Below are 26,042 nucleotides of genomic sequence, written 5' to 3' on the forward strand. Positions count from 1 at the left end.
TTCAGATCGGGGTGGCGAGGGCGACGGGGTTCTGGTCCGGGTCGGAGATGTAGGCCTGGCGTTCGCCCCAGGGCATGGTGGCCGGCTCCTGGAGGATCGGGTGGCCGGCGGCTCGGAAGGTCTCGACGTCCGCGTCGACGTCGCCGACGTACACGAAGAGCTCGAAGCGGGGCGCGGTGCCGACGGTGATGCCGAGTTGGGCCTCGGGCCAGTTGAAGTGAGCGATGCCCAGGGAGGAATCGCCGCGCTCCAGGCCGACGTAGTGCGGGTCGCCCTCCAGCGGGAACTGGTACGTCGGTTGGTAGCCGAGCAGGGCGTAGAAGTCGACGGACCGGCGCACGTTGGTGACGTACAGCACCGGAAAGGCTTTGCGGTGCACGAGGCTCAGGCCAGGTTGGCGACCAGCTCGCCGAGCTCGGTTCGCTTGCCGGTGTAGAACGGCACTTCCTCACGCACGTGCCGCCGCGCCGTGGACGCCCGCAGGTCGCGCATCAGGTCGACCATCCGGTGCAGCTCGTCCGCCTCGAACGCCAGCATCCACTCGTAGTCGCCGAGCGCGAACGACGCCACCGTGTTCGCCCGCACGTCGGGGTACCCGCGGGCCATCTTGCCGTGCTCGGCCAGCATGAACCGGCGCTCCTCGTCCGGCAGCAGGTACCACTCGTAGGACCGCACGAACGGGTACACGCACACGTACGCCCGCGCCTCCTCGTCGGCCAGGAACGCCGGGATGTGGCTCTTGTTGAACTCGGCCGGCCGGTGCAGCGCGAGCTGCGACCACACCGGCGCCAGGTGCCGTCCGAGGCGCGACCGGCGAAGCGCGTGGTACGCCTTCTGCAGTGCGTCCGACGTCGGAGCATGCCACCAGATCATGAAGTCCGCGTCCGCCCGGAATCCTTCGACGTCGTAGATCCCGCGGATCACCACATCGTCGGTCGACAGCTTGGAGACCAACTCGGACAGCTCGGCGGTCAGCTCGTCCCGGTCCGTGTCACCCAGCGGGGTCTCCACCTTGAAGACCGACCACATGGTGTAGCGGATCACATTGTTGAGCTCACGCGCCTTCGGCTTCTCTGTCACGGAGCCATTGTCGCTAATGCGTCCAGGTGAGCCTGCACCCGGGTTGCCGCCTTGCCACTGGACGCGACGCACGCAGCGATCCCCACACCCCGGTACGCCGCTCCACACACGGCCAGACCAGGCTCTGCCGCTACAGCCGCCTCAAGGCGGTCCACGCGGTCCAGATGCCCCACTGCGTACTGCGGGAGGCCACCACCCCACCTGCTCACCAGAGAGCCCACCACGGGCGCCTGGAGCCCCACTGCGCGCTGTAGATCCGCAGTCGCCAGTGCCACCAGCTCCTCGTCGGACCGCTGCAGCACGTACTCCTCCCCCAGCCGCCCAACCGAGGCACGGAGCACAGCGAGCTCTCCCCCGGCGTCACTCGACCACTGCCACTTAGCGTGCGAGTACGTCGACGCCTTGATCGTCCGCCCCTCGACCGACGGCACCAGGAACCCAGAGCCCGTCGCGCCCTCCGGCCAGTCCTGCTTGCGCACAGCCAGCGTCACTATCGCCATGCTCGCGTACTCGATCGTCGCCAGCTCGGCAGACGCCGCAGGCACCAGCTCGGCCAGCATCCGGGCCGCAGGAGCTGCCGGTACGGCGACAATCACCCCGTCCGCCGACAGCAGCGTCGGAGCCGGCACCGGACCGGCCTCCAGCTCGTAACCATCAGCTGTCCGCGTGATCCGTCGTACCGCCAGCTGGCGCCTGATCTGGACACCCCGAGCTGTCAGGTCCTTCTCGAGTCCGGAGATCAGCCGGTTGACTCCGCCCACGATGCCCGCGAACACCGGCTGACCCGCACGCCGCTGGCCCGCTTCTCGAAGCTCAGCGGTCGCCACGAGCAGGCTCGGTGCAGTGCGCAGCTTGGCGTACAGGTCGGGTACGGCGGCTGCCAGCGAGATCTCCTCGGCACGCCCGGCGTACACCCCGCCCAGCAGCGGGTCGATCAGCTTGTCCGTGACCGCCTTGCCCATGCGCTCAGCCACAAACCGGCCGATCGCGACGTCCTCCTGCAGCGCAGGCGACGGCAGCTCAGCCTCGTGCGCGACCTCCTCAGCGGCCGCTTCACCCAGTACGTCGGTCGTCGCGGCAGGGTCGACGGGGACACCCATTACCGTCGGCGGGATCGCCCGGATCCGGTCGCCGATCCACAATCCGGCCGAGGTGGTCGCCGGGTGGACCAGGTCGTCACCGAGCCCGATCGCCTTGATCAGGTCGACCGCCTCCGGCCGCCGGGCGAGCACCGACTCCGCACCGAGGTCGACCGGAATGCCTTCGAGCTCGGCGCCGGCCAGCTTGCCGCCGAGCCGAGGCGACCCTTCCAGCACGGTAATCCGCGGCGGATTCGGACCGGTCGCCAGCGCGTACGCAGCCGCCAGCCCACTGATGCCGCCACCGACCACGACCACCGAGCTCACGCGGCCTCCAGCTTCAACTCGTACACCCGCTCCGCCCCGTCGTCGCCGACCAGGCGGAATCCGGCCCGTTCCAGCACCACCTGCGAGGCCAGGTTCTTGACCGACGTGCCTGCTCGCAGCGCGGTCAGCCCGTACTCGGGCGCGGCGATTCCGATGAGCGCCCGCACCGCCGCCGAAGCGAGTCCCTTACCCGTCGCGCTCTCCGCGATCCGGTAGCCGAGCTCCGCCGAGCCGTTCTCGAAGTCGACGAGATTCACCCGTCCGACCACGGCACCGGAGTCGTCCACCAGCACGTGGAACCGGCAGATCCCTGCCTCCTGCTCGGCCAGCAGGCCCGCGAGCCGCGCGCCGAACTCGGTGAAGTACGCGTCGCCACGATCCTGGATCGAGGCCGCGAAGTACTTCCTGTTCTCCACCTCGAAGGCCAGCACGGCGTCCGCGTGCGCCGCGGTCAGGCGCTCCAGGTTCACCTTGTGGTCAGGCAGGTACACGGGCCGACCTCGTCTGGACGTGCCGGACGATGCGGTGCAGCACCTCGGGATCGGTGTCCGGCGGCACCCCGTGGCCGAGGTTGAAGATGTGGCCGGGAGCTGCCTTCCCCTCCGCGAGGATGCGGTCGATCTCCGGCTCCAACGCGTCCCAGCCGGCGAAGAGCAGCGCCGGATCCAGGTTGCCCTGGACCGGCTTCGGACCCGATCCGGCCGCGGCGATCCGCCGTACCGCCTCATCCAGCGGCACCCGCCAGTCGACCCCGACGACATCCGCGCCGGCCTCGCTCATCAGCCCGAGCAGCTCGCCCGTGTTCACGCCGAAGTGCAGCCTCGGTACGCCGTACGACGCCAACGCCTCGAACACCTTGGCCGAGTGCGGTTGGACGAACTGGGCATAGTCGCGCGCCGAGAGCCCGCCCGCCCACGAGTCGAACAACTGGATCGCGGACGCGCCCGCCTCGATCTGCACCGACAGGTACGCGATCGCCACATCGGCCAGCCGGTCCGCCAGCGCGTGCCACAGCTTCGGGTCGCCGTGCATCAGCGCCTTAGTCTTCGCGTGGTCCTTGCTCGGGCCGCCTTCGACCAGGTACGACGCCACCGTGAAGGGCGCACCGGCGAAGCCGATGAGCGGGGTGCCGTCGAGTTCGGCGACCAACTGCTTGACCGAGTCCGAGGTGTACGGCACGTCCGCGGGAGTGACCGGGCGGACCGCGTCGAGGCCGGCCGCGTCGCGGATCGGCGCCGCGACCACCGGACCGACACCCGGCTTGATCTCGATGTCGAAGCCGGTCGCCTTCAGCGGCAGGACGATGTCGGAGTAGAAGATGGCCGCGTCGACGCCGTAACGGCGTACCGGCTGCAGCGTTATCTCGACAACGAGGTCGGGACGCATGCAGGACTCCAGCATCGTGGTGCCCTCGCGGACCTTCCGGTACTCCGGCAGCGAGCGCCCGGCCTGGCGCATGAACCATACCGGCGTATGCGGACCCGACTCACCCCGAGCCGCAAGCAGGAAGGGAGATCGTTCGGTCGCGCTGGGTGACGGCGGCAGGATCGAAGACACACAGCGATGATCCCACGCTGTCCCGACGCCCTCACATGACCCTGCCGGCGCCGAAGGCCCGGCCAATGGCACAGCGCTGCTACCGGCGCGTCGTCACAGGCGTCTGTGAGTAATCAGTCGTAGGCTGCGAAGCATGGGTGCCCGCAAGCAGGTCGACGCGCCACCCGCGGAGTTCGCCGAGGCAGTGTCGCAATTGCGCGGTGCCCGGTTCCGGCCCGAGGTATTCGTCGAGGAGATGCCCGCGCCGCAGCGGATCGCACCGCATGCGGCGGCGGTCAGCGCTGACGTGACGGTCGACGGTGACGATATCGCCACCGGCCGCCTGGTCATCCTCTACGACCCGGACGGGAACGACGCCTGGCAGTCGACCTTCCGCTGTGTCGCGTACGTGCGTGCGGCCGTCGAGCCGGAAATGGTGACCGACGCGCTGCTCGGCGGCGTGGGCTGGACCTGGCTGATGGAGGCGTTGACCGACCGGGGTGCCGACTTCCTGGCCCCGAGCGGTACCGTCACCAGAGTGGTTTCCGAAAGCTTCGGCGGAATGGCCGACGACGACGCGACGGCGGAGATCGAGATCCGCGCGTCCTGGAGTCCGGTGCCGGGACCAGGTGACAGTGGTGGCACCGTGGACGTGACCCGGCACGCGGAGGCGTGGGGCGAGGTGCTCTGCACGGCGGCCGGCCTGCCGCCGGTGCCGCCGGGGGTGGTGGCGATGCCGACCCGGCGCGGACAGCGGGGCCGATGAGCCCGGCCGAGACCCAGCAGCCGCCAGTCCCGGACGACCCGACCGCGCACCTGCCACTGCTCGAACTCCGTGACGGCCTCTCCGAGGTCGTCGATACCGGCATCGCGTTGACCGATGTGGTCGAGGCGTTCCAGTCCGGCTCCGGCCCGGTGGCCGTCGACGCCGAACGCGCCTCCGGCTACCGGTACTCGCACCGTGCGTACCTCGTCCAGCTCCGCCGCGAAGGCGCCGGCTCGGCCCTGGTCGACCCGATCCCGTTCGGCGACCTGTCCGCGCTCGGCGATGCGATCGTCGACGCCGAGTGGATCATCCACGCCGCCAACCAGGACCTGGCCTGCCTGGCCGAGGTCGGGATGGTGCCGCGGAAGGTGTTCGACACCGAGCTGGCCGGCCGCCTGCTCGGGTACCCGAAGGTCGGCCTCGCCTCGCTGGTCAGCGAAGTCCTGGGCTACCGGATGCGCAAGGAGCACTCCGCGGCGGACTGGTCGACCCGCCCGCTGCCCGGGCCCTGGCTGATCTACGCCGCGCTCGACGTGGAGATGCTGATCGAGCTGCGCAACGCGATCGAGGCCGAGCTACGCCGTGAGGGCAAATGGGAGTGGGCCGAGCAGGAGTTCGCCGCGATCCTGTCCGCTCCTCCGCGTGAGCCGAAGCCCGACCCGTGGCGCCGTACGTCGGGGATGCATCGCGTCCGCAATCGCCGCAGTCTGGCCGTCGTACGGGCGCTGTGGGAGGCCCGCGACCAGATCGCGGAGGCCGCCGACATCTCCCCCGGCCGGATCCTGCCGGATGCCGCGATCGTGGAGGCCGCGTCGGCGATGCCGGCCGACCGGGACACGTTGCAGCGGCTGACCGCGTTCAAAGGCCGCGGCGCGCACCGGCACATGCGCACGTGGTGGGAGGCCATCGACCACGCCCGTCGCCTGCCCGACTCCGAGCTCCCGAAGCAGGGACCGCGGTACGACGGCCCGCCGCCGGCCCGCGCCTGGGCCGACCGGGACCCCGATGCGGCCGCTCGCCTGTCGGCTGCTCGATCCGCCGTCGGTGAGATCGCCGAGGCGCATCGCCTGCCGACCGAAAATCTGATGGCGCCGGACACGATCCGCCGGTTGGCCTGGTCGCCGCCGAGTGATCCGAGCCTCGAGGTGGTCAGCATGTTCCTGCGTGACCACGGCGCCCGCGAGTGGCAGATCGGCCTCACGGCCGAGGTCCTCACGGACGCCATGGCGGCAGAAGCGCCGGCGAAACCGCTCGACTAAGCGGGTAGCTGGGCCTCGATCGCCTCGACGATCTCGGGCGACTCCGGCTCGGTGCGGGGGCGGAAGCGTGCCGCCACCGCGCCCACGGGGCTGATCAGGAACTTCTCGAAGTTCCACTGGATGTCGCCGGCCTCGCCTGCAGCGTCCGGTGTCTGGGTGAGCTCGCCGTACAGCGGGTGCCGCCGCTCACCGTTGACCTCGATCTTGTCGAGCATCGGGAACGTCACGCCGTACGACGTCGAGCAGAAGGCGGAGATCTCCTCGGACGTGCCCGGCTCCTGGCCGCCGAACTGGTTGCAGGGGACGCCGAGCACGGTGAAGCCGCGGGAGGCGTACTGCTTCTGCAGGTTCTCCAGACCCTCGTACTGCGGGGTCAGACCGCACTTCGAGGCGACATTCACGATGAGAACGGCCTTGCCCTTGTACTCGCCGAGCGAGGTGGCAGCGCCGGAGAGGGTCGTCAGCGGGATGTCGTACAGGCTCATTCGGATCCTTGGGAGGTAGGAAGTTGACGGGAGAGAAACTCGACCGTACGCCGCCACGCCAACTCGGAGGCCTCGGCGTGGTGGAAGGCGGGCAAGGGATTGTCGAACGCGTGACCCGCACCGGGATATCGATGGACCTCGGCACCATCCAGGACGGCGACGATGTCGTCGACCGGCAGGTACGCATCCGCGTCGCCGAAGTGATGCAGGCTCCTCGCGGTCACCTTCGGCGCGAGGTCCAGCAACTGCGGTAGGGCCGAGCCGTAGTAGCTCACCAGCACATCGGCCGGGGACATCGCGGCCACGTTGAACCCGAGCCCGCCGCCGAAGCAGAACCCGACCACAGCGGTGCCCGCGTCACGACTGCGCAGGTACTCCAGCGCGGCGACCGAGTCCACGACGGCCTGGTCCCAGTCCAGCCGGCCCACGATCGCCATCGCCTTCTCCAGCAGATCCGGCGCGGACTCGTCCAGTTCGGTGTCGTCCAGCCGCCAGTAGATCTCCGGCGCGATCACGTAGTACCCGAGGGCAGCAAGATCCGCGGCACGCTGCTTGATGTAGTCGGAGACCCCGAAGATCTCCTGCAGGAGCAGCACGCCGGGCCCGTCGCCCCCAGGGTTCCACTCGTGGACTGGCATCAACCCTGATCCGGTATCGATCTCCAAAGTCACACAGTGAAGCCTACTGGTCGCCTAACGAGCTTCCAGCACGCCGCCTCCGTCGGCGGGCGTGCGAAGAACCTCTTCCCGTACCGGCGTCGTCGGCGCAGGCTTTGGCGGGCGCGGCATCCAGGCCGTGCACTCCTCGATCGCTGCGGTCAGCAGGTTGAACAGCCGGTCGTCCGGGTCCGGCACGCAGGCCTGCGAGATGCCTTCCACCGCACAGGACACGGCCCGTGGTGCGGTCCGTTTCGCGAAGTCCGGCGTACCCCGGTGAGTCCTGGAGGTGAAGGATCGCGCCCACTTGGTCGCGGACGGGACCGACTCGAGCGCCTCCCGCGAGGCCGGCTCGAGGTCGTCCAGCGGACGCCCGTCCAGCGCTGCGAGGTGCTTCTCCCCCACCAGCAGAGCCACCGCGAGGATGTACTGCCGCTCTTGCGACACGATCGGCAGCGCGTGCTGGATGCAGCGCGCCGTCACTCGCGGTACGACGTGTGGGTCGTCCGGAGTCAGCCCGATCACCGAGGGGATCAGTGGAGCCAGCCGCGCGCGGCCGGCGTCCGTCGTGCAGTCGTTGACGTCTCGCGCAACGCCGGCCAGCAACGGGTGCGTGCAGCCCGGGTGGTCCGACCACGGCTCGCCGGCCAGGTAGGAGGCGAACTCCATGAAGCAGGCGCCCTTGCGCGGATTGCGGTGTTTGCCCCGGCTCAGCACCGGTACGGCGAGATCAAAGTTGTTCATAGAACGGCTCTCCCCATAGCTACCTGCCACCAGCATGCGCCGATTCGGCCGCGTTCGCCACGGGTTGCGGCCTGCGTGACCACATGGGTGTGGTTTGTGAGCAGCCGCACAGGCCCGGGTGCTTTGGGAGTTCTGTTACCCACGGGTAGCATCTGACTAGCTTTCCCGACCCCCAGAGGAGGGCCCTCGTGCCCCGTGAGATCCGCGATGTCGTGTTCGTCGACGGCGTTCGCACCCCGTTCGGCAAGGCCAAGGGCCAGTACGCCGAGACGCGCGCCGACGACCTGGTCATCAAGTGCATCCGGGAGCTGCTCCGGCGGAACCCGGAGCTCCCGCCGGAGCGGGTGGACGAGGTCGCGATCGCGGCCACCACCCAGATCGGCGACCAGGGCCTGACCATCGGCCGGACCGCGGCCCTGCTGGCCGGCCTGCCGAACACCACGCCCGGCTACGCCATCGACCGGATGTGCGCCGGCGCGATGACCGCCGTCACCACCACCGCCGCGGGGATCGCCTTCGGTGCGTACGACGTGGTCGTGGCCGGCGGTGTCGAGCACATGGGCCGCCACCCGATGGGCGAGGGTGTCGACCCGAACCCGCGGATCATCTCCGAGAAGCTGGTCGACACCTCTGCCCTGGTGATGGGGTCGACCGCGGAGAACCTGCACGACCGGTTCCCGACCATCACCAAGCAGCGCGCCGACGCGTTCGCCGCTGCGTCCCAGGAGCGTGCGGCCAAGGCCTACGCGAACGACCTGATCCAGCCCGACCTCGTGCCGATCGCGACCCGGTCGGCCGAGCAGGGCTGGGGCTACGCAAGCATCGACGAGCCGATGCGCCCGGGGACGACGGTCGAGGACCTGGCCGCCCTGAAGACGCCGTTCCGCCCGCACGGCCGGGTGACGGCCGGCAACTCGGCCGGTATCAACGACGGCGCGACCGCCTGCGTGCTCGCCTCCGCCGAGGCGGCCGCGGAGCTCGGCCTGACCCCGAAGATGACGCTGGTCTCGTACGGCTTCGCCGGCGTCGAGCCCGAGGTGATGGGGGTCGGCCCAGTCCCGGCAACCGAGAAGGCGCTCAAGCTGGCCGGCCTGACCATCGAGGACATCGGCGCGTTCGAGGTGAACGAGGCGTTCGCCGTCCAGGTGCTGGCGTTCCTGGAGCACTACGGCATCGCCGACGACGACCCGCGGGTCAACCCGTACGGCGGTGCGATCGCCTACGGCCACCCGCTGGCGTCCAGCGGCGTGCGGCTGATGAACCAACTGGCCAAGCAGTTCGAGCAGCGCCCGGAGGTCCGCTACGGCCTGACCACCATGTGCGTCGGCCTCGGCATGGGCGGCACCGTGATCTGGGAGAACCCCAACTGGGAAGGGGCGGCCGCGTGAGCCTCCAAGACTTGATTGACCAGGCGGTCGCGATCGAGACCGACGAGGTCGTCACGCTCGCACACTCGCGGGACGTCGTCCTGCCGGGCAAGGCCGGCACGATGGCCCTCATCACGCTCGACAACGGGCACGACCACACCAAGCCGAACACGTTCGGCCCGAAGGGGCTGGCGTCGCTCAACACCGCGATCGACGCCGCGCTGGCCCGCGACGAGGTCGTCGCGATCGGCGTGACCGGCAAGCCGTTCATCCTGGCCGCCGGCGCCGACCTGACCGGCGTACCGAAGCTGACCGACCGCGAGCAGGCGCTCAACCTGGGCCGGATCGGGCATGGCGTGATGCGCAAGCTGGTCGACGGCGGCAAGCCGTCCTTCGCGTTCGTGAACGGGGTCGCGCTCGGCGGCGGCCTCGAGGTCGCGCTGCACGCCACTTACCGCACGGTCTCGGTCGCGGCCGGGATGCTGTCGACCCCCGAGGTGTTCCTCGGCCTGATCCCTGGCTGGGGCGGCAACTTCCTGCTGCCGAACCTGATCGGCGCCGACCACGCGGTCAAGGTCGTCGTCGAGAACGCCCTGAACCAGAACAAGATGCTCAGCGGCCCCGAGGCGGTGAAGCTCGGCATCGGCGACGTCCTGCTCGACTCGGCCGACTTCCTCGAGCAGTCGCTGCTGTGGGCGAGCAAGGTGCTCAAGGGTGACATCACGCCTCTGCGGGCGGAGATCGACCGTGGTGACGCCTGGGACGCGGCTGTTGCCCGTGGCAAGGGGTTTGCCGACGTCAAGGTGAGCGGTGCGGCCCCGGCGCCGTACCGGGCCCTGGAACTGATCGCGGCGGCGAAGGACAACGATCGCGACCGCGGCTTCGCGGCCGAGGACGAGGCGCTCGCCGACCTGATCATGAGCGAGGAGCTGCGCAGCGGCCTCTACGCGTTCGACCTGGTGAACAAGCGAGCCAAGCGTCCGGCCGGCGCGCCGGACAAGTCGCTCGCCCGCCCGGTCGGCAAGGTCGGTGTCGTCGGCGCCGGTCTGATGGCGGGTCAGCTGGCACTGCTGTTCGTACGGCGCCTCGAGGTGCCCGTCGTACTCACGGACCTGGACCAGGAGCGGGTGGACCGTGGTGTCGGGTACGTGCACGGTGAGATCGACAAGCTGCTCGGCAAGGGCCGGATCCGGCCGGACAAGGCGAACCAGCTCAAGGCGCTGGTCACCGGATCGGTCGACCGGGCAGTCTTCGCGGACGCGGACTTCGTGATCGAGGCCGTGTTCGAGGAGCTGCGGCTGAAGAAGACGATCTTCGCCGACCTGGAGAAGATCATCCGGCCGGACGCGGTGCTGGCGACGAACACCTCGTCCCTGTCCGTGACCGAGATGGCCGCGGACCTGGAGCACCCGGAGCGGGTGGTCGGGTTCCACTTCTTCAACCCGGTCGCGGTGCTGCCGCTGCTGGAGATCATCCGCGCGGACCAGACCAACGACGCGACGCTGGCCACCGCGTTCGCGGTCGGCAAGACGCTGAAGAAGTCCTGCGTACTGGTCAAGGACGCGCCGGCGTTCGTGGTGAACCGGCTGCTGACCCGCTTCCTGGGTGAGGTCAGCGCGGCGGTCGACGAGGGCACTCCGGTCCCCGCGGCGGACAAGGCGCTGTCCGCCCTCGGCCTTCCGATGCCGCCGTTCGTGCTGCTGCAGCTGGTCGGCCTGCCGGTCGCGCTGCACGTGGCGGAGACGATGAACCGGGCCTACCCGGACCGGTTCGCGGTGTCGGAGAACCTGGCGAAGGTGGTTGCCGCGGGCAAGAGCTCGTTCTACCTCTGGCCGGAGGGCAAGCCGGTCGTCGACCCGGAGGTCGAGGCGCTGGTGAGCGTCGGCGACAAGCCGTCGACGGCCGAGGAGCTGCGGACCCGTGTGCTGACCGCGCTGGCCGAGGAGATCCGAATCATGCTCGACGAGGGCGTCGTCGCGGAGGCGCAGGACATCGACCTGTGCCTGCTGCTCGGCGCCGGCTGGCCGTTCCACCTCGGCGGCATCACGCCGTACCTGGACCGGTCGGGTCTCTCGGAGAAGGTCAACGGCTCACGCTTCCTGCCGAAAGGCCTCGCAAGCCTGAGCTGACCAGGACCGCTGGGGGTCGGTGCGGAGCCGGAAGCCCGCTCCGGCCCCCAGCAGCATGTCCCAGTAAACCGCGCTGTCGGCTAGCCGATACGTTCCCGGACCGCGGGGGCGAAAGGGCTCCAGAGGAACCAGGTCGGCAGGGCCCTCAGGAGCCGTGGTGGGCCGGCTAGGGCGACAGTGCCGTCCGCGGTGGCTTGAGCCAGGCTGAGGATGCCCGAGAAGACCCGCATCAGTTCCACCGGCGCGGTGGTGAGGACGACGTCGGAGTCGAACCCGGGGTGGTCTGTGCACACCGAGGCTTCCATCCGGTCGAGGATCAGCCAGATCCGGGTCGGGTCGTCGCCGCGGTACTCGAACTCGACGGTGACCCGCTGCCCGGGCAGCTTCTCGAAGTCGACCCGCCGCGACATCCACCAGGTCAACGTGACCGGATCGACCTCGCGGGGCTGAGGTTCGCTGAACATCCAGCGCACCGCCCATTCCCCGATCGCCATGATGACGCCCTCGAGGTCACGACCGGCCGGGGTGAGCTGGTACTCGTGGCCGCGGGCGACCGGAACCAGCTCCAGCACGCCCTTGCGTTCCAGGTGGTTCAGGCGTTGCTTCAGCAGTGTGCGGGAGATGCCGGGCAAACCGCGATCGATGTCGTTGAACCGCCGGCTCCCGAGCACGAGTTCGCGCACGATCAGGGGCGTCCAGCGGTCCGCCAGCACCTCGCTGGCCAGGGCCACGGGACAGTACTGGCCGTAGTCTCGCATGGCTCATTGTGCGCCGCGGTCCAGGATGTGTACCAGCTAAGTCCAGAACCAGTACTAGTGGGTTTCATGGCTCGGCTGGTGCGCTGGACCCCTCACCACAGGAGGGGAACCATGACCGTCACTTTCGACCCGAAGGTCTACAAGCAGACCACGCGAGCGCAGTGGGAGGACGCCGCGGAGGCCTGGCACCGCTGGGGCCCGACCATCGAGGACTGGCTCGGCGACGCCACTGCGGCCATGCTCGACGCGGCCGGCATCGGCGCCGGGGACCGCGTCCTCGATGTGGCCGCCGGCGCAGGCGGCCAGACCGTCGCCGCGGCACGATTGGCCGGACCCAGCGGGCACGTGCTCGCGACCGACATCTCGCCCGCCATCCTCGGGTACGCCGCCCGGCTCGCCGCCGAGGCCGGAGTGTCGACGGTGGACACGCTGGAGGCCGACGGCGAGGACCTGTCCGGGCTCGACGAGGGCAGCTTCGACGCCGCCATCTCCCGCGTCGGCCTGATCTACTTCCCGGACCAGCAGGCTGCTCTGGGCGGCATCCACCGAGCGCTCCGACCGGGTGGGAGATTCTCCGCGGTCGTCTACTCGACCCCGGACCGCAACGGCTTCTTCTCGATCCCGGTCGGCATCATCCGCCGCCGAGCCGAGCTCCCGCCGCCGGCACCCGGCCAGCCTGGTCCGTTCAGCCTAGGGGGCCCGGGCGTCGCCGAGCAGGCCTTCACCACGGCCGGGTTCCACGACATCACCGTGGACGTCGTGCCGTCGCCGGTCCGGCTGCCCACCGCCGCCGACTGCGTCCGCTTCGAACGCGAATCCTTCGGCGCCCTCCATCAGATGCTGTCGAGCCTCGACGAGGCCGGCCGGGCCGCAGCCTGGCAGGAGATCACCGACCAACTGACCCAGTTCGAAGCCCCAACCGGCTTCGCCGGCCCCTGCGAGATGCTCGTAGTCACCGGCACCCGCTGAGCATCCCCGCCCCCGAGCCAAGCGAGGGGGCGGGGATCCCTTTATCCCTTGAACTTCTTGACCGCAGCGACCAACTGGGGAGCCGTCTTCCCGGTGTGCTTCTTGAGGATGGCGGCGTACGCCTTCTGGCTCGTACTGTGTCTGGCCAGGTCCGTGTAGAGCGCCGCCACCCCCTTCTCCCCCAGTTCGTCGACCAGGTACGCCGTGACCCACCAGCTCTGCCCGTACGACCGATCCCCCGCGGCGTCGAACTCGGCCTGCGTCGGGAGCACCTTCATCGACGACAGGTACTTGGTCCGGACCGTCTTGCGATAGGGGTCGACAGTCCAGTGCGGATCGTCCTCGATCGACGCACAACGGACGTACTCCGCAATCCCCTCGACCAACCAGATCGGGGTCTTGATCCCCAGCTGGAGCGTCGCGACATGCGTCATCTCGTGCACCAGCAGATCCTGGTCCAGCTTCGACCGCACGGCCGGGTTGACGACGATCCGGCTGCTCACCGGTGGTACCGACTTCTCCGCCCACGGATCACCGTCGTACAGCGAGACCGCCTTGGCCGCGATCGTCCAGCCGTAGCCGCTGCCCGCGGTCCAGACCGTCGCCATCACCCGCGGCTCGGACATCGCGACCACCATCACCGCGCCGCTCCACGGTCGCCGCCAGTGCCGCTGCACACCGTCGACCGCGCCCTGGGACACCTTGGCGATCTTCTGGCCGAGAGCCGGCTCGCCCTTGTCGACGACCACGAGCACCTTGCCCTTCCGGATCACCGAGATCTCCTGGAAATCCCACGGCTGCCGATGTCCGTCCGGACTCAGCGTCTCCTCGATCGCGCTGTCGTCGACCAGGACCCACGCGCCGCCGCGCTGGACGAAGGCGTAGCCCAGATCGGTCTGCACCGGCTTCCGGTCCAGGCCGGCGAGCTGGTACCGCATCATCACCCGGGTCGAGAAGGTCTCCGCGCCGTACTTGGCGATCAGCACCTTCGACGGCCGCTCGTCCGCGACGAAGTACTTCAGCGCGGTGAACTCGAACTTGCGCAGGTTGGTGAACAGCATCCGCTGCCGCGCGACCAGCCGCGGCTGCTTCGGGTCGACGACCGCGAGGAAGCCCTTCAGATCACCCTTCAGCACCGCGGTGGAGCGCTTCGCGAGCGCCGCGTCGACCGCGGTCTTCCGGGCCGCCCGCTGCGTGTCGGTCAGCTGTCCCGGCGTCGCAGTGGCCTTGATCGCCGCCGCACTGCTGCCGACCGCCGAGCCACCCTGCTGCAGGCGTACGGCGACCACTCCGGCCGTGCCCGCCAGCACCAACGCGGCGGCACCCGCGAAAAGACGTCGCGGGTGCTTCATCAGATCCCCTCCAGTGGTCGGCTGACGGATAGTACCGCCAGCCGACCCCAGAGTGGACTAGGCCCGCGTGCTTTCGCCGGTGCGTTCTTCCACGCCGACGCGGCTCCTGCGGTAGCCGTAGACGAAGTAGACCACGAAGCCGAGCGCCATCCAGATCGCGAACCGCAGCCAGGTCTCCAGCGACAGGTTCAGCATCAGGTAGACGCAGATCAGCGCGGCCAGGATCGGGATCACCGGGTTGCCCGGCACCCGGAACGAGCGCTTGATGTCCGGCCGGCTCCTGCGCAGCAGCGGAACGGCGATCGAGACCAGGGTGAACGCGGCCAGCGTGCCGATGTTCACCATCTCCTCGAGTTTGCCGATCGGGGTGAGCCCGGCCACGAGCGCGACCAGGATGCCGATCCCGATGGTGAGGCGGTACGGCGTACCCCACTTGCGATGCGTCTTGCCGAGCTCACGCGGCATCAGGTGGTCGCGGCTCATCGCGAACACGACCCGGGCGGCGCCGATCATCAGCGTCAGCACCACCGTGGTCAGACCGGCCACCGCACCGGCGGAGATCAGCGTCGCGAAGCCCGGCCGACCGACCGACCGGAACGCCTCGGCCAGCGCCGCCTCGCTGTTGATGTCGGAGTAGTGGATCATGCCGGTGATCACGATGCAGACCAGCACGTACAGCACAGTGCAGATCGCCAGCGAGCCGATGATGCCGCGGGGCAGATCGCGCTGCGGGTTCTTCGCCTCCTCGGCGGTGGTCGCGACCACGTCGAACCCGATGAACGCGAAGAACACCAGCGAAGCGCCGGACACGATGCCCATCACACCGAACGTCGACGGCGCGATGCCGAACAGCGCCTGGAACAGCGGTGTGGTGATCGTGACCTCACCGCTCTCGGTCGGCACGCTCGGCGGGATGAACGGCGTCAGGTTCGAGCCCTTGACGTAGAACAGGCCGGCGATGATCACGAACAGCACCACGAACAGCTTGATCGCGACCAGTACCAGGTTGACCCGCAGCGACTCCTTGATCCCGATCGTCGCCAGCGTCGCCAGGACGACGACCAGCAGCATCGCCAGCACGTTCACGCTGCTATCCGGCCCGATCGACTCGGGCCAGCCCAATCCGATCTGTTCGAGGAACAAGGCGGCGTACGTCGACCAGCCCTGGGCCACCACGCTTGCGCCGAGCATCAACTCGAGCAGCAGGTCCCAGCCGATGATCCAGGCGAAGATCTCACCGAGGGAGAAGTACGAGAACGTGTACGCCGATCCCGACACCGGCACCGTGGAGGAGAACTCGGCGTAGCACAGCGCGGCCAGGGCACAACAGATGGCGGCGAGGACGAACGAGATCGCGATCCCCGGCCCGGCGTACGTCTTCGCCGCCCGGCCGGTGAGGGTGAAGATGCCGGCACCGATGATGACGCCGATACCGAAGACCGTCAGATCAAGGGCGGTGAGGCGTTTCTTGAGCTGGTACTCCGGCTCATCGGTGTCCGCGATCGACTGCTCGATCGTCTTCTTCCGCAACAGACTCATCTGCGCCTCCTCGCAATGGACGGAATCATTCGAGATTGCCCCTCTGACACCGCGAGGTCAAACCGCCACTCAGCGTTGCGGCTGGTAGGTCTTGAGTGATGTCCACAACGTCACTTCGTTGAGGCCGGTGCGGCTGAACAGGATCCGATCCCGGGACGCCTGGTCGATGCCGTGCATCGCCATGTCCTCGTACAGCTCCTCGACCTTCTCGAGTCCGAGCCGCCGGACCAGGAACCGTACGGCGAGCCAACTGACGCCGTACACGTCCGCGCTGTTCTGGTAGAAGCCCGCATCACTCGGCAGCGAGGACAGCGCCGGTAAGGCGTCGTCGATGACCTCCTGCTCCCACTTGCCGACCTCGCCCGGACCGCTGATCGCCTCGATCCCCCGCCACGACACGTACTCCGCCGCACCCTCGGCCAGCCACAGCGGCTCGTAGCCGCCCAGGTCGGCCGTGGCCACGTGGGTGATCTCGTGCGACAGCAGAATCTCGTCGACCCGGTCGCGCTCGTTCGGATTGACCACGATGTACGCGCCGGCCACGGTGCCGTCGGCGGTGTCCTGACCTGGCAGCGAGGAGAACGTCGATCCCGCGCTCGCGGCCGACTCGATGTCCTCGTCGGCGAACCGGGCATCGCGCACGTCGGTCTCGTCCAGCGCGATCAGGAAGACCGACCCACGCCACTTCCGCGGCCAGTATGCAGTCACCTGGCTCAGCGCCTCGGTCGCCTCGGCAACGATCGACCGGCCGCGCTTGGTGTCGCCCTGCTCCACCACCGCCAGCACCCGCGGAGCCCGGTGTACCTCGATCCGGCCGAGGTCCCAGGCCTCCTGGTGCGCACCTGGCCCGAGGTCCTTGTCGAGGTCGTCGTCATCCGTGAGCACCCAGCGGCCGCGCACGTTGATGAAGGTGTAGCCGAGCTCGGAGGTGACGGGCGTCAGGTCGACCTTGGGGATCTGGTAGCGCATCAGGATCCGGACCAGGTACGTCGTCCGCCCGTGAGACTTGGCCACGGCCGGGTCGAATCGCTCCTCGGCCTGGCTGTAGCCGAGTTCGGTGAAGCCGATCTCGACCAGGTTCGCGAACAGCACCTTCTGCTCGGCCCGGAGCGACCGGTCGGCCGGGTCGATGTCCTGCAGGAACAACGCCTCGTTGACGGTCTGCACGGCCTGGGCCCGGCGGAGCAGGATCGTGTCGATGGCGACCCGGCGGGCGGCGATCGCGGCGGCAGTCTTCGACGGTTTGGTGGCCTGGGTCGGGCCAGGCGCGGTCTGCGTCGCGGTGGACCTGGCCCGGGCATCCCGTTCCCGGTCTTCAACGGTGTAGACCACGCCACCCGAGACGAGCGCGACCGCCACCAGCAGCCCCACCCACCGGCGAGGCCCATGGGGCGAATCCTGAGCGCCTGGCGGTTCGGCGCTAGGGGTGGTCACACTCACGTCGGGTCATTCCTCCGAGTACCCGTCTGTCACAGCCCGGCTACCCTACTCGGTTCCCCGGATTCCACCACCGACACGCCGTTAAGCGTCGGCCGCCTTGAGGACCTTGAAGAGATCGGCTTCGGTCATGCCGACGTGCTCGAGCATGATCCGGTCCCGCTCGGGCTGGGTCGAGCCGAGGGCCGCCATCTCCTGGTAGAGCGTGCCGACCTCGGTCCCGCCGAAGCGCTCGAAGAGATAGTCGACGGCCAGCCAGGACAGCGGATACGAGCTGTCGGACTGCTGGAAGAACACTGCGTCGGCGGGCAGATTCTTCGCCTTGACCAGGTACTTCGTCCTGACTTCCTGCCGGTACTTGTCGAGCGCGAGGTTGTCCGCACCATCCATCGGCAGGAACTCGACGTACGTCGCCGCGCCCTCGACCAGCCAGCGCGGGGCATGGGCGCCGTACGGGGCGGTCGCGACATGGGTGAACTCGTGCGCGAGCGTGCGGGCGTCCACCTTCGCGCGGTTGCGCGGGTTGATGACGACGTACGAGTCCGCCCGCTGCCCCTCGCCGTTGACCTCACCGGGCAGCGTGCGGTACACCCAGGTCGCCATCGCGATCGCGTCCTCGGCGTTCTTCGGCGCGGTGTAGTCGGCGCCGCGGACGATCTTGTCGTCGAGTGCGATCACCACGCCGGCGCCGTTCCAGCCGCCCGGCCAACTCCTCGTCACCGCCTTCACCGCGCTGCTCGCCTTGCCGAGGAGGCTGTTCGCGAGAGCGTCCTGACCGTTCTCGACGACCACGAGGACCCGAGGTGCGCGTTTGACCAGCACCGCGCCGGTGTCCCAGGCCTCCTGGTGCGAGCCGCGCGGCAGCCGCTTGTCGAGGTCGGTGTCCGACACCAGCATCCAGCCGCCGTCCGGGCGCTCGGTGAAGGTGTAGCCGAGCATCGCCCGGACGGGTACGGCGTCGATGCCGCGGATCTGATACGTCATCGCGATCGCGACCAGGTACGTCGACGGGCCGTACTTCTGCGTGACGGCTTCGTCGTACTGCTGGCCCAACTGCTGGTAGACGAGCCGGGCGAACCCGAACTGGCGCAGGTTCGCGAACAGGTTTCGCTGCCGGGTGACGAGGCTCTTGTTCCCGGCGTCCACGTCGGCGAGGAACGCGGCCTGGTTGTCCTGGAGCACAGCCTGGGCGCGCTTGCTGAGCACCTGGTTCACGGCCGCGGCACGAGCGGCCAGATCGATGTCCGGCGTACTAGGTGCTGTCTTGTCGGAGCCGGCGGCACGGTCGCTCGACTGGTGCAGAGCGAGACCGCCGGCGACCGCGACGACCACGAGAACCAGGGAGATCAGCAGCGGCCAGATCCGGGTGCCTTTGGCCGCCGCGTGCCTTCTTCTCGGGGGCGACGAGTGCCGCCCCGACCCGGTCACGGGGCCGGCTCAGGCGCCGCCCGGCCGGCCGCTTGCCGGGTCGGGCTCGTGCATCGCATCACCGGAGTGCTGTGCGATCAGCTCGGTGATGTCCCGGGCCAGCTCCTGGCCGGTCAGCCCGATCTCCTGCAGTACAGCGGGACGCTTGGCGTGATCGAGGAACCGCTGCGGGATGCCGAAGTCGCGGACCGGCGTCGTCACCCCTGCGTCGCGGAGCGCCTGCGCGATCATCGACCCACAGCCACCGGCCCGGCCGTTGTCCTCGATGGTGACGACGAACTTGAACTTCGCCGCCAGCTCGACCAGCTTCGGGTCGACCGGCTTGACCCACCGCGGGTCGACGACGGTCACGCCGAAGCCCTGCGCCTCCAGCCGGTGTGCCACGTCCATCGCCGTGGCAGCCATCGCGCCGATGCCGACGAGCAAGACGTCGGTGCCGGCGCGCTCGAGGACGTCGAGCTCGCCGATCCGCTCGATCGCCTCGATGTCCGGGAACACCTCGCCCTTGGCATACCGCAGTACGGTCGGGGCGTCGGACACGTCGACCGCCTCGTTGAGCAACTCCTCGAGCCGCTTGCCGTCGCGCGGCGCGGCGAGCCGGAGCCCTGGGACGAGCTGCAGGATCGACATGTCCCACATGCCGTTGTGGCTCGGGCCGTCGTCACCGGTGACACCCGCGCGGTCGAGCACGAAGGTGACGCCGCACTTGTGCAACGCGACGTCGAGCAGCAGCTGGTCGAACGCCCGGTTGAGGAACGTCGCGTAGAGGCCGACGACCGGGTGCAGACCGCCCATCGCCAGACCGGCCGCGCTCGTCACCGCGTGCTGCTCGGCGATGCCGACGTCGAAGATCCGGTCCGGGAACTCCTTCGCGAACGCCGCCAGGCCGGTCGGGTGCAGCATCGCCGCGGTGATCGCGACCACGTCCGGGCGGCGGTGGCCGATCCGGACCATCTCGTCGGACAACACGTCGGTCCAGCCGCGCGGCTTGTTCGCCGGCCGGATCTGGTGGAAGTTGTCCTCCTCGTCCTGCTCGGCGGCGGCGTACCCGAAGCCCTTCTGGGTCACTGCGTGCACGATCACCGGACCGCCGAACGCCTTCGCGTTGCGGAGCGCGTCCTCCATCGCCTGACGGTCATGCCCGTTGATGGGACCGACGTACTTGAGGCCGAGATCCTCGAACATGCCCTGCGGGGCGAGCATGTCCTTCAGCCCCTTCTTCACCCCGTGCAGCACCTCGTACATCGGCGGGCCGACGAGCGGCGTACGCCCGAGGTTCTTCTTGATCAGTTCGAGGATCTTCTCGTACCGCGGGTTGGTGCGCAGGCTGGTCAGGTGCGTGGCCAGGCCGCCGACGGTCGGGCTGTAGGAGCGGCCGTTGTCGTTGACGATGATGACGAGCTTGAGGTCCTTGGCGGCGGCGATGTTGTTCAGCGCCTCCCAGGCCATTCCGCCAGTGAGGCCGCCGTCACCGATCAGCGCGACGACGTGCCGGTCCTCTTTGCGCAGCCGGTACGCCTTGGCCAGGCCGTCGGCGTACGACAGTGCGGTCGAGGCGTGACTGTTCTCGACGATGTCGTGCTCGGACTCTGCCCGGTCCGGGTAGCCGCTCAGGCCGCCCTGCTGACGGAGCGTGTCGAACTTGGGCGCCCTGCCGGTGAGCAGCTTGTGGACGTAGGTCTGGTGACCGGTGTCGTAGACGAGGCGGTCCGTCGGCGAGTCGAACACCCGGTGCATCGCCATGGTGATCTCGACCATGCCCAGGTTCGGACCCAGGTGGCCGCCGGTCCGCGACACGGTTTCGACCAGCACATCCCGGATCTCGGCCGCGAGATCGGTGAGCTGCTGACCGGTCAGCTTCTTGAGGTCCGCCGGCCCTCCGACCGTCTCCAGCACGCGCATCGAGCTCCTCCCGCCGGTCGTCCTCGAATGCTTGAGTCTATGCACCCCGTGCCCGGTTTCCGAACTCACAAGGGCTCTCGGGGGAATCTCACACTCCAAGACGTCCACTCGGACTGGTTAGTTCGGTCTTCACCTACAGTAATCGGCATGGAAATGGTGACCACGCTGTTCCGGAAGTACGACGGACAGCCACATCGCCTGGTGGAAGCCGTCCGGCTCGGCGAAGACGAGCACGGCCTGTGGGTCGGCTCGGTCCCCGGCACCCAGGGCCAGCGCGCCGACGGCAGCTGGGTCACCATCGACCACCACCGCGTCCGCCTCTTCCCGCACGGCCAGTGGTGGAGCGCCCTGTTCAACGACGACCCGCACCAGACCCGCATCTACTGCGACGTCACCATGCCCGCGGAGTTCGGCGTCGACACCGTCACCACCGTCGACCTCGACCTCGACATCCGCCTGATGCGCGACGGCACCGTCCGCGTCATGGACGAAGACGAGTTCCACGCCCACCAGGTGAAGTACAACTACCCACCCCAGGTAGTAGCCACCGCCCAAGCCACCTGCACCTGGCTGGCCACCCACATAACCACCACAGAACCCTTCACCACCGCCTACAAGCCCTACCTGGACCGCACCCGCGCACTGACTTCCTGAAGCGGCTGGAGTGCACCTGGGCGGGGATAGGTTGAAGGCTATGCGGGATGTGCGGGTGGTTTATCGGAAGTACGACGAGAAGTTGCATTGGCATCAGTGGATGCGGTGGCTTGGGGAGGATGAGTTCGGGGTTTGGTTGGGGGCGCCGGCGGATTCGGTGTCGCAGCGTGGGAGTGAGCCGGAAGTGGTGCACTCGCAGGCGCATGTGCAGTTGTTTCCGCGGGACAAGTGGTTCACCGCGATCTTCAACGACGAGCCGCGGTCGACGGAGATCTACTGCGACATCACCACGCCGGTGGAGTTCGGCGAGGACGTGTTCACGATGGTGGATCTCGACCTGGACGTGGTGAAGAAGCGGGACGGGTCGATCTACATCGACGACGAGGACGAGTTCGCCGAGCACCAGGTGAAGTACGGCTACCCGGCCGACGTGATCGAGACCGCCCGGACCACCTGCGACTGGTTGGCCGACGCGGTCGCGACCGAGGAACCGTTCCTGACCGTCTACAAGACCTACCTCGACAGGGTCCGGTGAACGGTCAGCGTCGAGTCCTTCAGCAGTAGCGCGCCCGGCAGCGGTCCGCGTTGGCCGGCGAACATGTCGGCGACCGGGGTGACGGTGAGGTAGAGGTTCTTCCCAGCCGGTACGTCGACCGCGATCGCAGGCAGCTCGATCGAACGCCGCTCCCCCTTCACCACCCGCTCCTCACGCAACGGCATCGTGTTGTTCTGCACGACCTTCGCAGTCAAGGGATTCGTCCCGACGCTCAAAGCGAAGAAGGCACCCGCGTCCGGCAGCAACGTGTACACGCGAGCGTCGACGCGCGGCACGCCCGCCACCGTCACCGGCCCGGCGGCGACCTTCACGCTCAGCGGCAATCCAGCCCCGGTCGGGGTGAGGATCTTGCCGAGCTTGTAGCGAGCATTGGCAGTCAGGCTCTGTTGCGTGAGGCAACGACCATCCGCGGTCGCCAGGTGATAGTCGCCGTACCCGGTCAAGCCCGTTGCCTTGCCCAACAGCTTGGTCGACATGAACCGCAAGGCGAGACCGGAGAAGCTGGACGAACCCAATGCGATCGAGCACGGGTCACCCGGGGTCGCAAAGCCGGGCGGCAGCACACTCGGCAAGGTGTGACCGCCGTTGTAACCGACGAGGATCGAGCGAGCACGCGCCCGCGGAGTCAGCGCCCGCTCGAAGTTCGCCAGACCCTGGTTGAGGTTGAACAGGTTGTCCGAGATGCCCTGACCGAACAACACCGGGATGTCGAGCTTCCGCCCCTGTGCCACGTGCCAAGCGGGCCCATTGCGCGCGAAGAACGCGTCCAGGTCCCGCCCGGCCTTCCCTGGCGGCCAAGCTCCAGTCGCAATCAGTACGACGAACGCCGCCGAGACCGCCGGTGGAAGGTGCGTACCGCCGCCGGCGTACAGCAAGGACAGCCACATCGTCCGGGCCGCCTCGTCCGGAGCGAGGCTGCCCTTCAGGTCCCACCAGGTGACCTCAGGCGCGAGCGCGTCGAACCGGGTCCGACCGCTGTCTCGCAACTCGGTGAACGCGCCGGCGAACTGGAACCCACCGCCGTACGACCCGCCGATCGCGCCGATCAGCGGATCACCGGGCCCTTGGCGAGTCACCCAGTCCAGACCGGCGACGAGGTCGACGAGCTTGATCACGTCGCGGCCCTCGAAGTCGGGGTTCATCACGTGTGCGACGCCGGTGCTCTCGCCGAAACTGCGCTGGTCGAAGCTCAGCACGCCGAAGCCCGCGTCGAGCCAGGACTTGAAGGCGGCCGGATCCTTGGTCCGGCTGCCGGCCCAGCCGTGACTGTGCAGGATCAGCGGGACGGTGTGCGTCGCGGAGGCGCCCGCGGGTTCGAAGAGGGAGTAACAGATCCGGACGGGAGTCGTCGTCCCAGGTTCCGGCACCGAGGCCACACAGCCGTCCGTGACCGCGGCGGCAGCAGGTAGCGCCACCAACGAGGAGCCGAGCACACCAAGGGCACCAACGAGTGCAGCCAAACGACGATGCATCAGCCACTCCCCGTGATCGAGGGATTCCGCTGCGCACACGCTAGACGACACCGACCACGCTGACCAGATCCCGGCTCCGCTCAGGGCGAACCGAGCCGCGCAAACCGCCTCGACGCTGCGAGACTGTGCTCCGTGCATATCGCGATCGAGGTCGTGGCCCTCGTCGCCGTGGTCGCGGCCGGGGCCGCACTGGCCCGGCGGCTCGGGATCTCGGCTCCCCTGCTCCTCGTCATCATCGGGATCGCCGCGTCGTACCTCCCGTTCGTCCCCCGGGTCGAACTCGAGCCCGAGGTCGTCCTGGTCGGCTTCCTGCCGCCACTTCTGTACGCCGCCGCGATCAGGACCAGCCTGGTCGACTTCACCAAACACCGGCGCTCGATCGGCTTCCTCTCGGTCGGCCTGGTCGCGTTCACGACGGTCGGCGTCGGTCTGGTCGCCTGGTGGCTGCTCGGTGCGGTGGCCGAAGGTCTGGGCTATGAGCCGCTGCCGTTGTGGGCCGCCTTCGCGATCGGTGCCGTGGTCGCGCCCCCGGACGCCGTCGCCGCGACCGCTATCGCCAAGCGGGTCGGTCTCCCCCGCCGGGTGGTCACCATCCTCGAGGGCGAGAGTCTGGTCAACGACGCGACCGCCCTGGTCTGTCTGCGGACGGCGATCGCCGCCGCGGCCGTCACCCCGACAGTCCTCGACGTCGGCCTCGACTTCCTCCGGGCGGCCGGCGGCGGTGTCCTGGTCGGCCTGATCGTCGCCTTCGTGCTGGCCAAGATCCGCCGGCGGTTCACTGATCCGGTGCTCGACACCACTCTCAGCCTGGCCGCGCCGTTCATCGCCTACATCGCGGCGGAGAACCACTACGTGCACGCGTCCGGCGTTCTGGCCGTCGTCGTCACCGGCCTGCTGCTCGGCCACAAGTCGCCGATCATCCAGTCGGCCAAGTCGCGGCTGTCGGAGCGGACCAACTGGCGGACCTTCCAGTTCCTGCTGGAGAACACGGTCTTCCTGCTGATCGGACTGCAGACCCGGTGGATCCTCGACGACCTGTCCGAGAGCCCGCTACCCGGCTGGCTGATCGCTGCGGCGACGCTGGCGGTGTTCGCGACCGTCGTACTGCTCCGGCCGATCTGGCTCATCCCGACCACGTTCCTGTCCCGGCGGATCCTCGGGCCGTCGCGGCCGGGCCCGGTGTCCTGGCAGAGCCTGGTCGTCGTGTCGTGGGCGGGAATGCGCGGTGTGGTCACGCTGGCGGCGGTGTTCACCCTGCCCGAGGACACCCCGGATCGCGAGGTACTGGTCTTCATCGCCCTGGCCGTCACCGCGGGCACGCTGCTGCTGCAGGGATCGACCCTTCCCTGGCTGGTACGACGGTTGCGGCTGCCCGGCCCGGACCCGGCGGAGGATGCGCTGCAGGAGGCCGCCGTACTGCAAGGTGCGCATCGGGCGGCGATGGAGAAACTGGAAGAGATCTCGACTCCGGATGATCCGCCGGATGTGATCAGGGTGCTCCGGCAGCGTGGTGAGGCGCGGGCCGAGGCCGCCTGGGAGCGACTCGGCCGGCCGGAGACCGAGTACGAGACACCGAGCGAGGCCTACCGCCGGTTGCGGATGGCCATGCTGGAGGCCGAGCGTGCGCACATCCTGAAGGTCCGGGACGCGGGCCTGGTCGCCGACGAGGTGCTGCAGCGGGCCCAGATCGCGCTCGACGTCGAGGAGTCGATGCTGGATCGCGAGGAGGCCGACGACGTCGGTGGGCAGTCGGAGGATCTGCGCGTCCCGCCTCAGGCGGGTGGTGCGTGCGAGCACCTCGAGAGCGCGCCGATGGTGCTGACCCCGAACACACCGGACGGTTGCGAGGAGTGCCTGGCGGGGGGCTGGAACTGGGTCCACCTGCGGCTCTGTCTCGGCTGCGGGCACGTCGGCTGCTGTGATTCGTCGCCGATGAAACACGCCAGCAAGCACTTCGCCACGGACCACCACCCGGTGATGCGGAGTTTCGAGCCGGGTGAGACGTGGCGCTGGTGTTTCGTGGACGAGAGGCTGGGCTGATGGCCGACTGTCTGTTCTGCTCGATCATCGCCGGGACGACGCCGGCGCAGATCGTCCTCGAGACCCCTGACGTGGTCGGATTCCTCGACGTACGGCCGGTGTTCAAGGGGCACACCTTGCTGGTGCCGCGTGAGCATGTGCCGACGCTGGTGGAACTGCCGGACGAGTTGTCCGTGCCGCTGTTCGGTGCGGCCCGGTCGCTCGCGGCGGCGGTGCGTACGGCGTTCGACGCCCAGGGATCATTTGTTGCCGTCAACAACGTGGTGTCGCAGTCCGTCCCCCATCTCCATGTGCACGTGGTGCCACGGACAAAGGGGGACGGACTGCGCGGCTTCTTCTGGCCCCGGACCAAGTACGCCGACGATGCCGAAGCAGCGGAGTACGCCGGCAAACTGCGCGCGGCCCTGGCCGACTAGCTTTCGCGCCGCGAGTCAAGGTTGAGTTTGGGCAGGTGTGAGTGACGCCGGGCGTTTGTTGTGAACGTTCGGCGTGGCTCGCGACGAAGGA

24 protein-coding genes are annotated in these 26,042 nt (G+C 68.8%); 9 read left to right on the top strand and 15 right to left on the bottom strand.

Annotation, left to right across the window (positions count from 1 at the left end):
* Position 1 precedes the first annotated feature (1 nt).
* The 5 genes from EV652_RS36690 to hemE are packed head-to-tail and all read right to left on the bottom strand — an operon-like array spanning position 2 to position 4,043.
* Complete coding sequence (locus EV652_RS36690) at positions 2-379, bottom strand: VOC family protein (RefSeq protein ID WP_132214192.1); 378 nt, start codon at positions 377-379, stop codon at positions 2-4.
* Between the two features lie 5 nt (positions 380-384).
* On the bottom strand, positions 385-1,080 hold the full coding sequence (gene hemQ / locus EV652_RS36695) for a hydrogen peroxide-dependent heme synthase (protein WP_132214194.1): 696 nt from the start codon (positions 1,078-1,080) through the stop codon (positions 385-387).
* Positions 1,077-2,486: a protoporphyrinogen oxidase gene (hemG, locus tag EV652_RS36700; protein ID WP_132214196.1), complete on the bottom strand. Its 1,410-nt coding sequence runs from the start codon at positions 2,484-2,486 to the stop codon at positions 1,077-1,079. The genes hemQ and hemG overlap by 4 nt, the downstream gene beginning before the upstream one ends.
* Positions 2,483-2,977, bottom strand: a complete 495-nt coding sequence (locus tag EV652_RS36705; RefSeq protein WP_242002216.1) for a GNAT family N-acetyltransferase — start codon at positions 2,975-2,977, stop codon at positions 2,483-2,485. Before EV652_RS36705 ends, hemG begins: the two co-directional genes overlap by 4 nt.
* The gene (gene hemE, locus EV652_RS36710) at positions 2,964-4,043 is read right to left on the bottom strand and encodes a uroporphyrinogen decarboxylase (RefSeq protein ID WP_132214198.1); all 1,080 of its coding nucleotides are present in this window, start codon (positions 4,041-4,043) and stop codon (positions 2,964-2,966) included. Before hemE ends, EV652_RS36705 begins: the two co-directional genes overlap by 14 nt.
* Before the next feature lie 133 nt (positions 4,044-4,176).
* Between hemE and EV652_RS36715 the strand changes: the two genes are divergently transcribed.
* Together EV652_RS36715 and EV652_RS36720 are read left to right on the top strand one after the other, a co-directional pair.
* Positions 4,177-4,788, top strand: a complete 612-nt coding sequence (locus EV652_RS36715; RefSeq protein ID WP_132214200.1) for a DUF3000 domain-containing protein — start codon at positions 4,177-4,179, stop codon at positions 4,786-4,788.
* On the top strand, positions 4,785-6,047 hold the full coding sequence (locus EV652_RS36720) for a ribonuclease D (protein WP_132214202.1): 1,263 nt from the start codon (positions 4,785-4,787) through the stop codon (positions 6,045-6,047). The genes EV652_RS36715 and EV652_RS36720 overlap by 4 nt, the downstream gene beginning before the upstream one ends.
* Here EV652_RS36720 and EV652_RS36725 read toward each other — a convergent pair.
* From EV652_RS36725 to EV652_RS36735, 3 genes are read right to left on the bottom strand one after another with little or no spacing between them, the layout of a single operon-like run.
* Complete coding sequence (locus EV652_RS36725; protein ID WP_132214204.1) at positions 6,044-6,532, bottom strand: glutathione peroxidase; 489 nt, start codon at positions 6,530-6,532, stop codon at positions 6,044-6,046. The two genes, EV652_RS36720 and EV652_RS36725, sit on opposite strands and share 4 nt — an antisense overlap.
* Positions 6,529-7,203 carry a dienelactone hydrolase family protein gene (locus tag EV652_RS36730; RefSeq protein WP_132214206.1) on the bottom strand — a complete coding sequence of 225 codons (675 nt, stop codon included), beginning with the start codon at positions 7,201-7,203 and terminating at the stop codon, positions 6,529-6,531. Before EV652_RS36730 ends, EV652_RS36725 begins: the two co-directional genes overlap by 4 nt.
* A 21-nt stretch (positions 7,204-7,224) precedes the next feature.
* Entirely contained in the window at positions 7,225-7,932 is a 708-nt protein-coding gene (locus tag EV652_RS36735) for a hypothetical protein (RefSeq protein WP_242002217.1), read from the bottom strand.
* Positions 7,933-8,120: 188 nt separating this feature from the next.
* On the opposite strand from EV652_RS36735, the gene EV652_RS36740 reads away from it, so the two are divergent.
* On the top strand, positions 8,121-9,320 hold the full coding sequence (locus tag EV652_RS36740) for a thiolase family protein (protein ID WP_132214208.1): 1,200 nt from the start codon (positions 8,121-8,123) through the stop codon (positions 9,318-9,320).
* Entirely contained in the window at positions 9,317-11,428 is a 2,112-nt protein-coding gene (locus EV652_RS36745) for a 3-hydroxyacyl-CoA dehydrogenase NAD-binding domain-containing protein (protein ID WP_132214210.1), read from the top strand. The genes EV652_RS36740 and EV652_RS36745 overlap by 4 nt, the downstream gene beginning before the upstream one ends.
* Before the next feature lie 80 nt (positions 11,429-11,508).
* Here EV652_RS36745 and EV652_RS36750 read toward each other — a convergent pair whose 3' ends face one another.
* Positions 11,509-12,186: a winged helix-turn-helix transcriptional regulator gene (locus EV652_RS36750; protein WP_132214212.1), complete on the bottom strand. Its 678-nt coding sequence runs from the start codon at positions 12,184-12,186 to the stop codon at positions 11,509-11,511.
* A 111-nt stretch (positions 12,187-12,297) separates the two neighbouring features.
* On the opposite strand from EV652_RS36750, the gene EV652_RS36755 reads away from it, so the two are divergent.
* A complete protein-coding gene (locus EV652_RS36755) occupies positions 12,298-13,155 on the top strand; it encodes a class I SAM-dependent methyltransferase (protein WP_132214214.1) in 858 nt (285 codons plus the stop codon).
* A gap of 41 nt (positions 13,156-13,196) precedes the next feature.
* Here EV652_RS36755 and EV652_RS36760 read toward each other — a convergent pair whose 3' ends face one another.
* The 5 genes from EV652_RS36760 to dxs all read right to left on the bottom strand — a co-directional run bounded on the left by EV652_RS36760 (position 13,197) and on the right by dxs (position 20,813).
* A complete protein-coding gene (locus EV652_RS36760) occupies positions 13,197-14,507 on the bottom strand; it encodes a peptidase MA family metallohydrolase (RefSeq protein ID WP_132214216.1) in 1,311 nt (436 codons plus the stop codon).
* Positions 14,508-14,564: 57 nt separating this feature from the next.
* Complete coding sequence (locus tag EV652_RS36765; protein ID WP_132214218.1) at positions 14,565-16,046, bottom strand: amino acid permease; 1,482 nt, start codon at positions 16,044-16,046, stop codon at positions 14,565-14,567.
* A 69-nt stretch (positions 16,047-16,115) separates the two neighbouring features.
* Positions 16,116-17,417, bottom strand: a complete 1,302-nt coding sequence (locus EV652_RS36770) for a gluzincin family metallopeptidase (protein ID WP_242002218.1) — start codon at positions 17,415-17,417, stop codon at positions 16,116-16,118.
* A gap of 150 nt (positions 17,418-17,567) precedes the next feature.
* Entirely contained in the window at positions 17,568-18,911 is a 1,344-nt protein-coding gene (locus EV652_RS36775; RefSeq protein WP_242002219.1) for a gluzincin family metallopeptidase, read from the bottom strand.
* Positions 18,912-18,920: 9 nt separating this feature from the next.
* Positions 18,921-20,813 carry a 1-deoxy-D-xylulose-5-phosphate synthase gene (gene dxs, locus EV652_RS36780; RefSeq protein ID WP_132214222.1) on the bottom strand — a complete coding sequence of 631 codons (1,893 nt, stop codon included), beginning with the start codon at positions 20,811-20,813 and terminating at the stop codon, positions 18,921-18,923.
* Positions 20,814-20,960: 147 nt separating this feature from the next.
* On the opposite strand from dxs, the gene EV652_RS36785 reads away from it, so the two are divergent.
* Together EV652_RS36785 and EV652_RS36790 are read left to right on the top strand one after the other, a co-directional pair.
* Positions 20,961-21,467 (top strand): DUF402 domain-containing protein, encoded by a 507-nt coding sequence (locus EV652_RS36785; RefSeq protein WP_132214224.1) that lies wholly within the window; start codon positions 20,961-20,963, stop codon positions 21,465-21,467.
* Positions 21,468-21,507: 40 nt separating this feature from the next.
* On the top strand, positions 21,508-22,002 hold the full coding sequence (locus EV652_RS36790) for a ribonuclease FAU-1 family protein (RefSeq protein WP_132214226.1): 495 nt from the start codon (positions 21,508-21,510) through the stop codon (positions 22,000-22,002).
* On the opposite strand, the gene EV652_RS36795 is transcribed toward EV652_RS36790, so the two are convergent.
* Entirely contained in the window at positions 21,981-23,495 is a 1,515-nt protein-coding gene (locus EV652_RS36795; RefSeq protein WP_132214228.1) for a CocE/NonD family hydrolase, read from the bottom strand. The two genes, EV652_RS36790 and EV652_RS36795, sit on opposite strands and share 22 nt — an antisense overlap.
* A 132-nt stretch (positions 23,496-23,627) precedes the next feature.
* On the opposite strand from EV652_RS36795, the gene EV652_RS36800 reads away from it, so the two are divergent.
* The gene (locus EV652_RS36800; RefSeq protein ID WP_132214230.1) at positions 23,628-25,535 is read left to right on the top strand and encodes a Na+/H+ antiporter; all 1,908 of its coding nucleotides are present in this window, start codon (positions 23,628-23,630) and stop codon (positions 25,533-25,535) included.
* Positions 25,535-25,951 (top strand): HIT family protein, encoded by a 417-nt coding sequence (locus EV652_RS36805; RefSeq protein ID WP_132214232.1) that lies wholly within the window; start codon positions 25,535-25,537, stop codon positions 25,949-25,951. The genes EV652_RS36800 and EV652_RS36805 overlap by 1 nt, the downstream gene beginning before the upstream one ends.
* Positions 25,952-26,042 lie beyond the last annotated feature (91 nt).

The sequence above is a fragment of the Kribbella steppae genome (assembly GCF_004342025.1).
GTDB classification, from domain to species: domain Bacteria; phylum Actinomycetota; class Actinomycetes; order Propionibacteriales; family Kribbellaceae; genus Kribbella; species Kribbella steppae.

What these genes read in the sequence shown, in the direction of transcription:
- dxs (WP_132214222.1), bottom strand. Translation starts at nt 20,813, where the DNA reads ATGCGCGTGCTGGAGACGGTCGGAGGGCCGGCGGACCTCAAGAAGCTG.
- EV652_RS36720 (WP_132214202.1), top strand. Translation starts at nt 4,785, where the DNA reads ATGAGCCCGGCCGAGACCCAGCAGCCGCCAGTCCCGGACGACCCGACC.
- EV652_RS36725 (WP_132214204.1), bottom strand. Translation starts at nt 6,532, where the DNA reads ATGAGCCTGTACGACATCCCGCTGACGACCCTCTCCGGCGCTGCCACC.
- EV652_RS36790 (WP_132214226.1), top strand. Translation starts at nt 21,508, where the DNA reads ATGCGGGATGTGCGGGTGGTTTATCGGAAGTACGACGAGAAGTTGCAT.
- EV652_RS36755 (WP_132214214.1), top strand. Translation starts at nt 12,298, where the DNA reads ATGACCGTCACTTTCGACCCGAAGGTCTACAAGCAGACCACGCGAGCG.
- EV652_RS36735 (WP_242002217.1), bottom strand. Translation starts at nt 7,932, where the DNA reads ATGAACAACTTTGATCTCGCCGTACCGGTGCTGAGCCGGGGCAAACAC.
- EV652_RS36750 (WP_132214212.1), bottom strand. Translation starts at nt 12,186, where the DNA reads ATGCGAGACTACGGCCAGTACTGTCCCGTGGCCCTGGCCAGCGAGGTG.
- EV652_RS36795 (WP_132214228.1), bottom strand. Translation starts at nt 23,495, where the DNA reads ATGCATCGTCGTTTGGCTGCACTCGTTGGTGCCCTTGGTGTGCTCGGC.
- EV652_RS36765 (WP_132214218.1), bottom strand. Translation starts at nt 16,046, where the DNA reads ATGAGTCTGTTGCGGAAGAAGACGATCGAGCAGTCGATCGCGGACACC.
- EV652_RS36785 (WP_132214224.1), top strand. Translation starts at nt 20,961, where the DNA reads ATGGAAATGGTGACCACGCTGTTCCGGAAGTACGACGGACAGCCACAT.
- EV652_RS36805 (WP_132214232.1), top strand. Translation starts at nt 25,535, where the DNA reads ATGGCCGACTGTCTGTTCTGCTCGATCATCGCCGGGACGACGCCGGCG.
- EV652_RS36760 (WP_132214216.1), bottom strand. Translation starts at nt 14,507, where the DNA reads ATGAAGCACCCGCGACGTCTTTTCGCGGGTGCCGCCGCGTTGGTGCTG.
- EV652_RS36715 (WP_132214200.1), top strand. Translation starts at nt 4,177, where the DNA reads ATGGGTGCCCGCAAGCAGGTCGACGCGCCACCCGCGGAGTTCGCCGAG.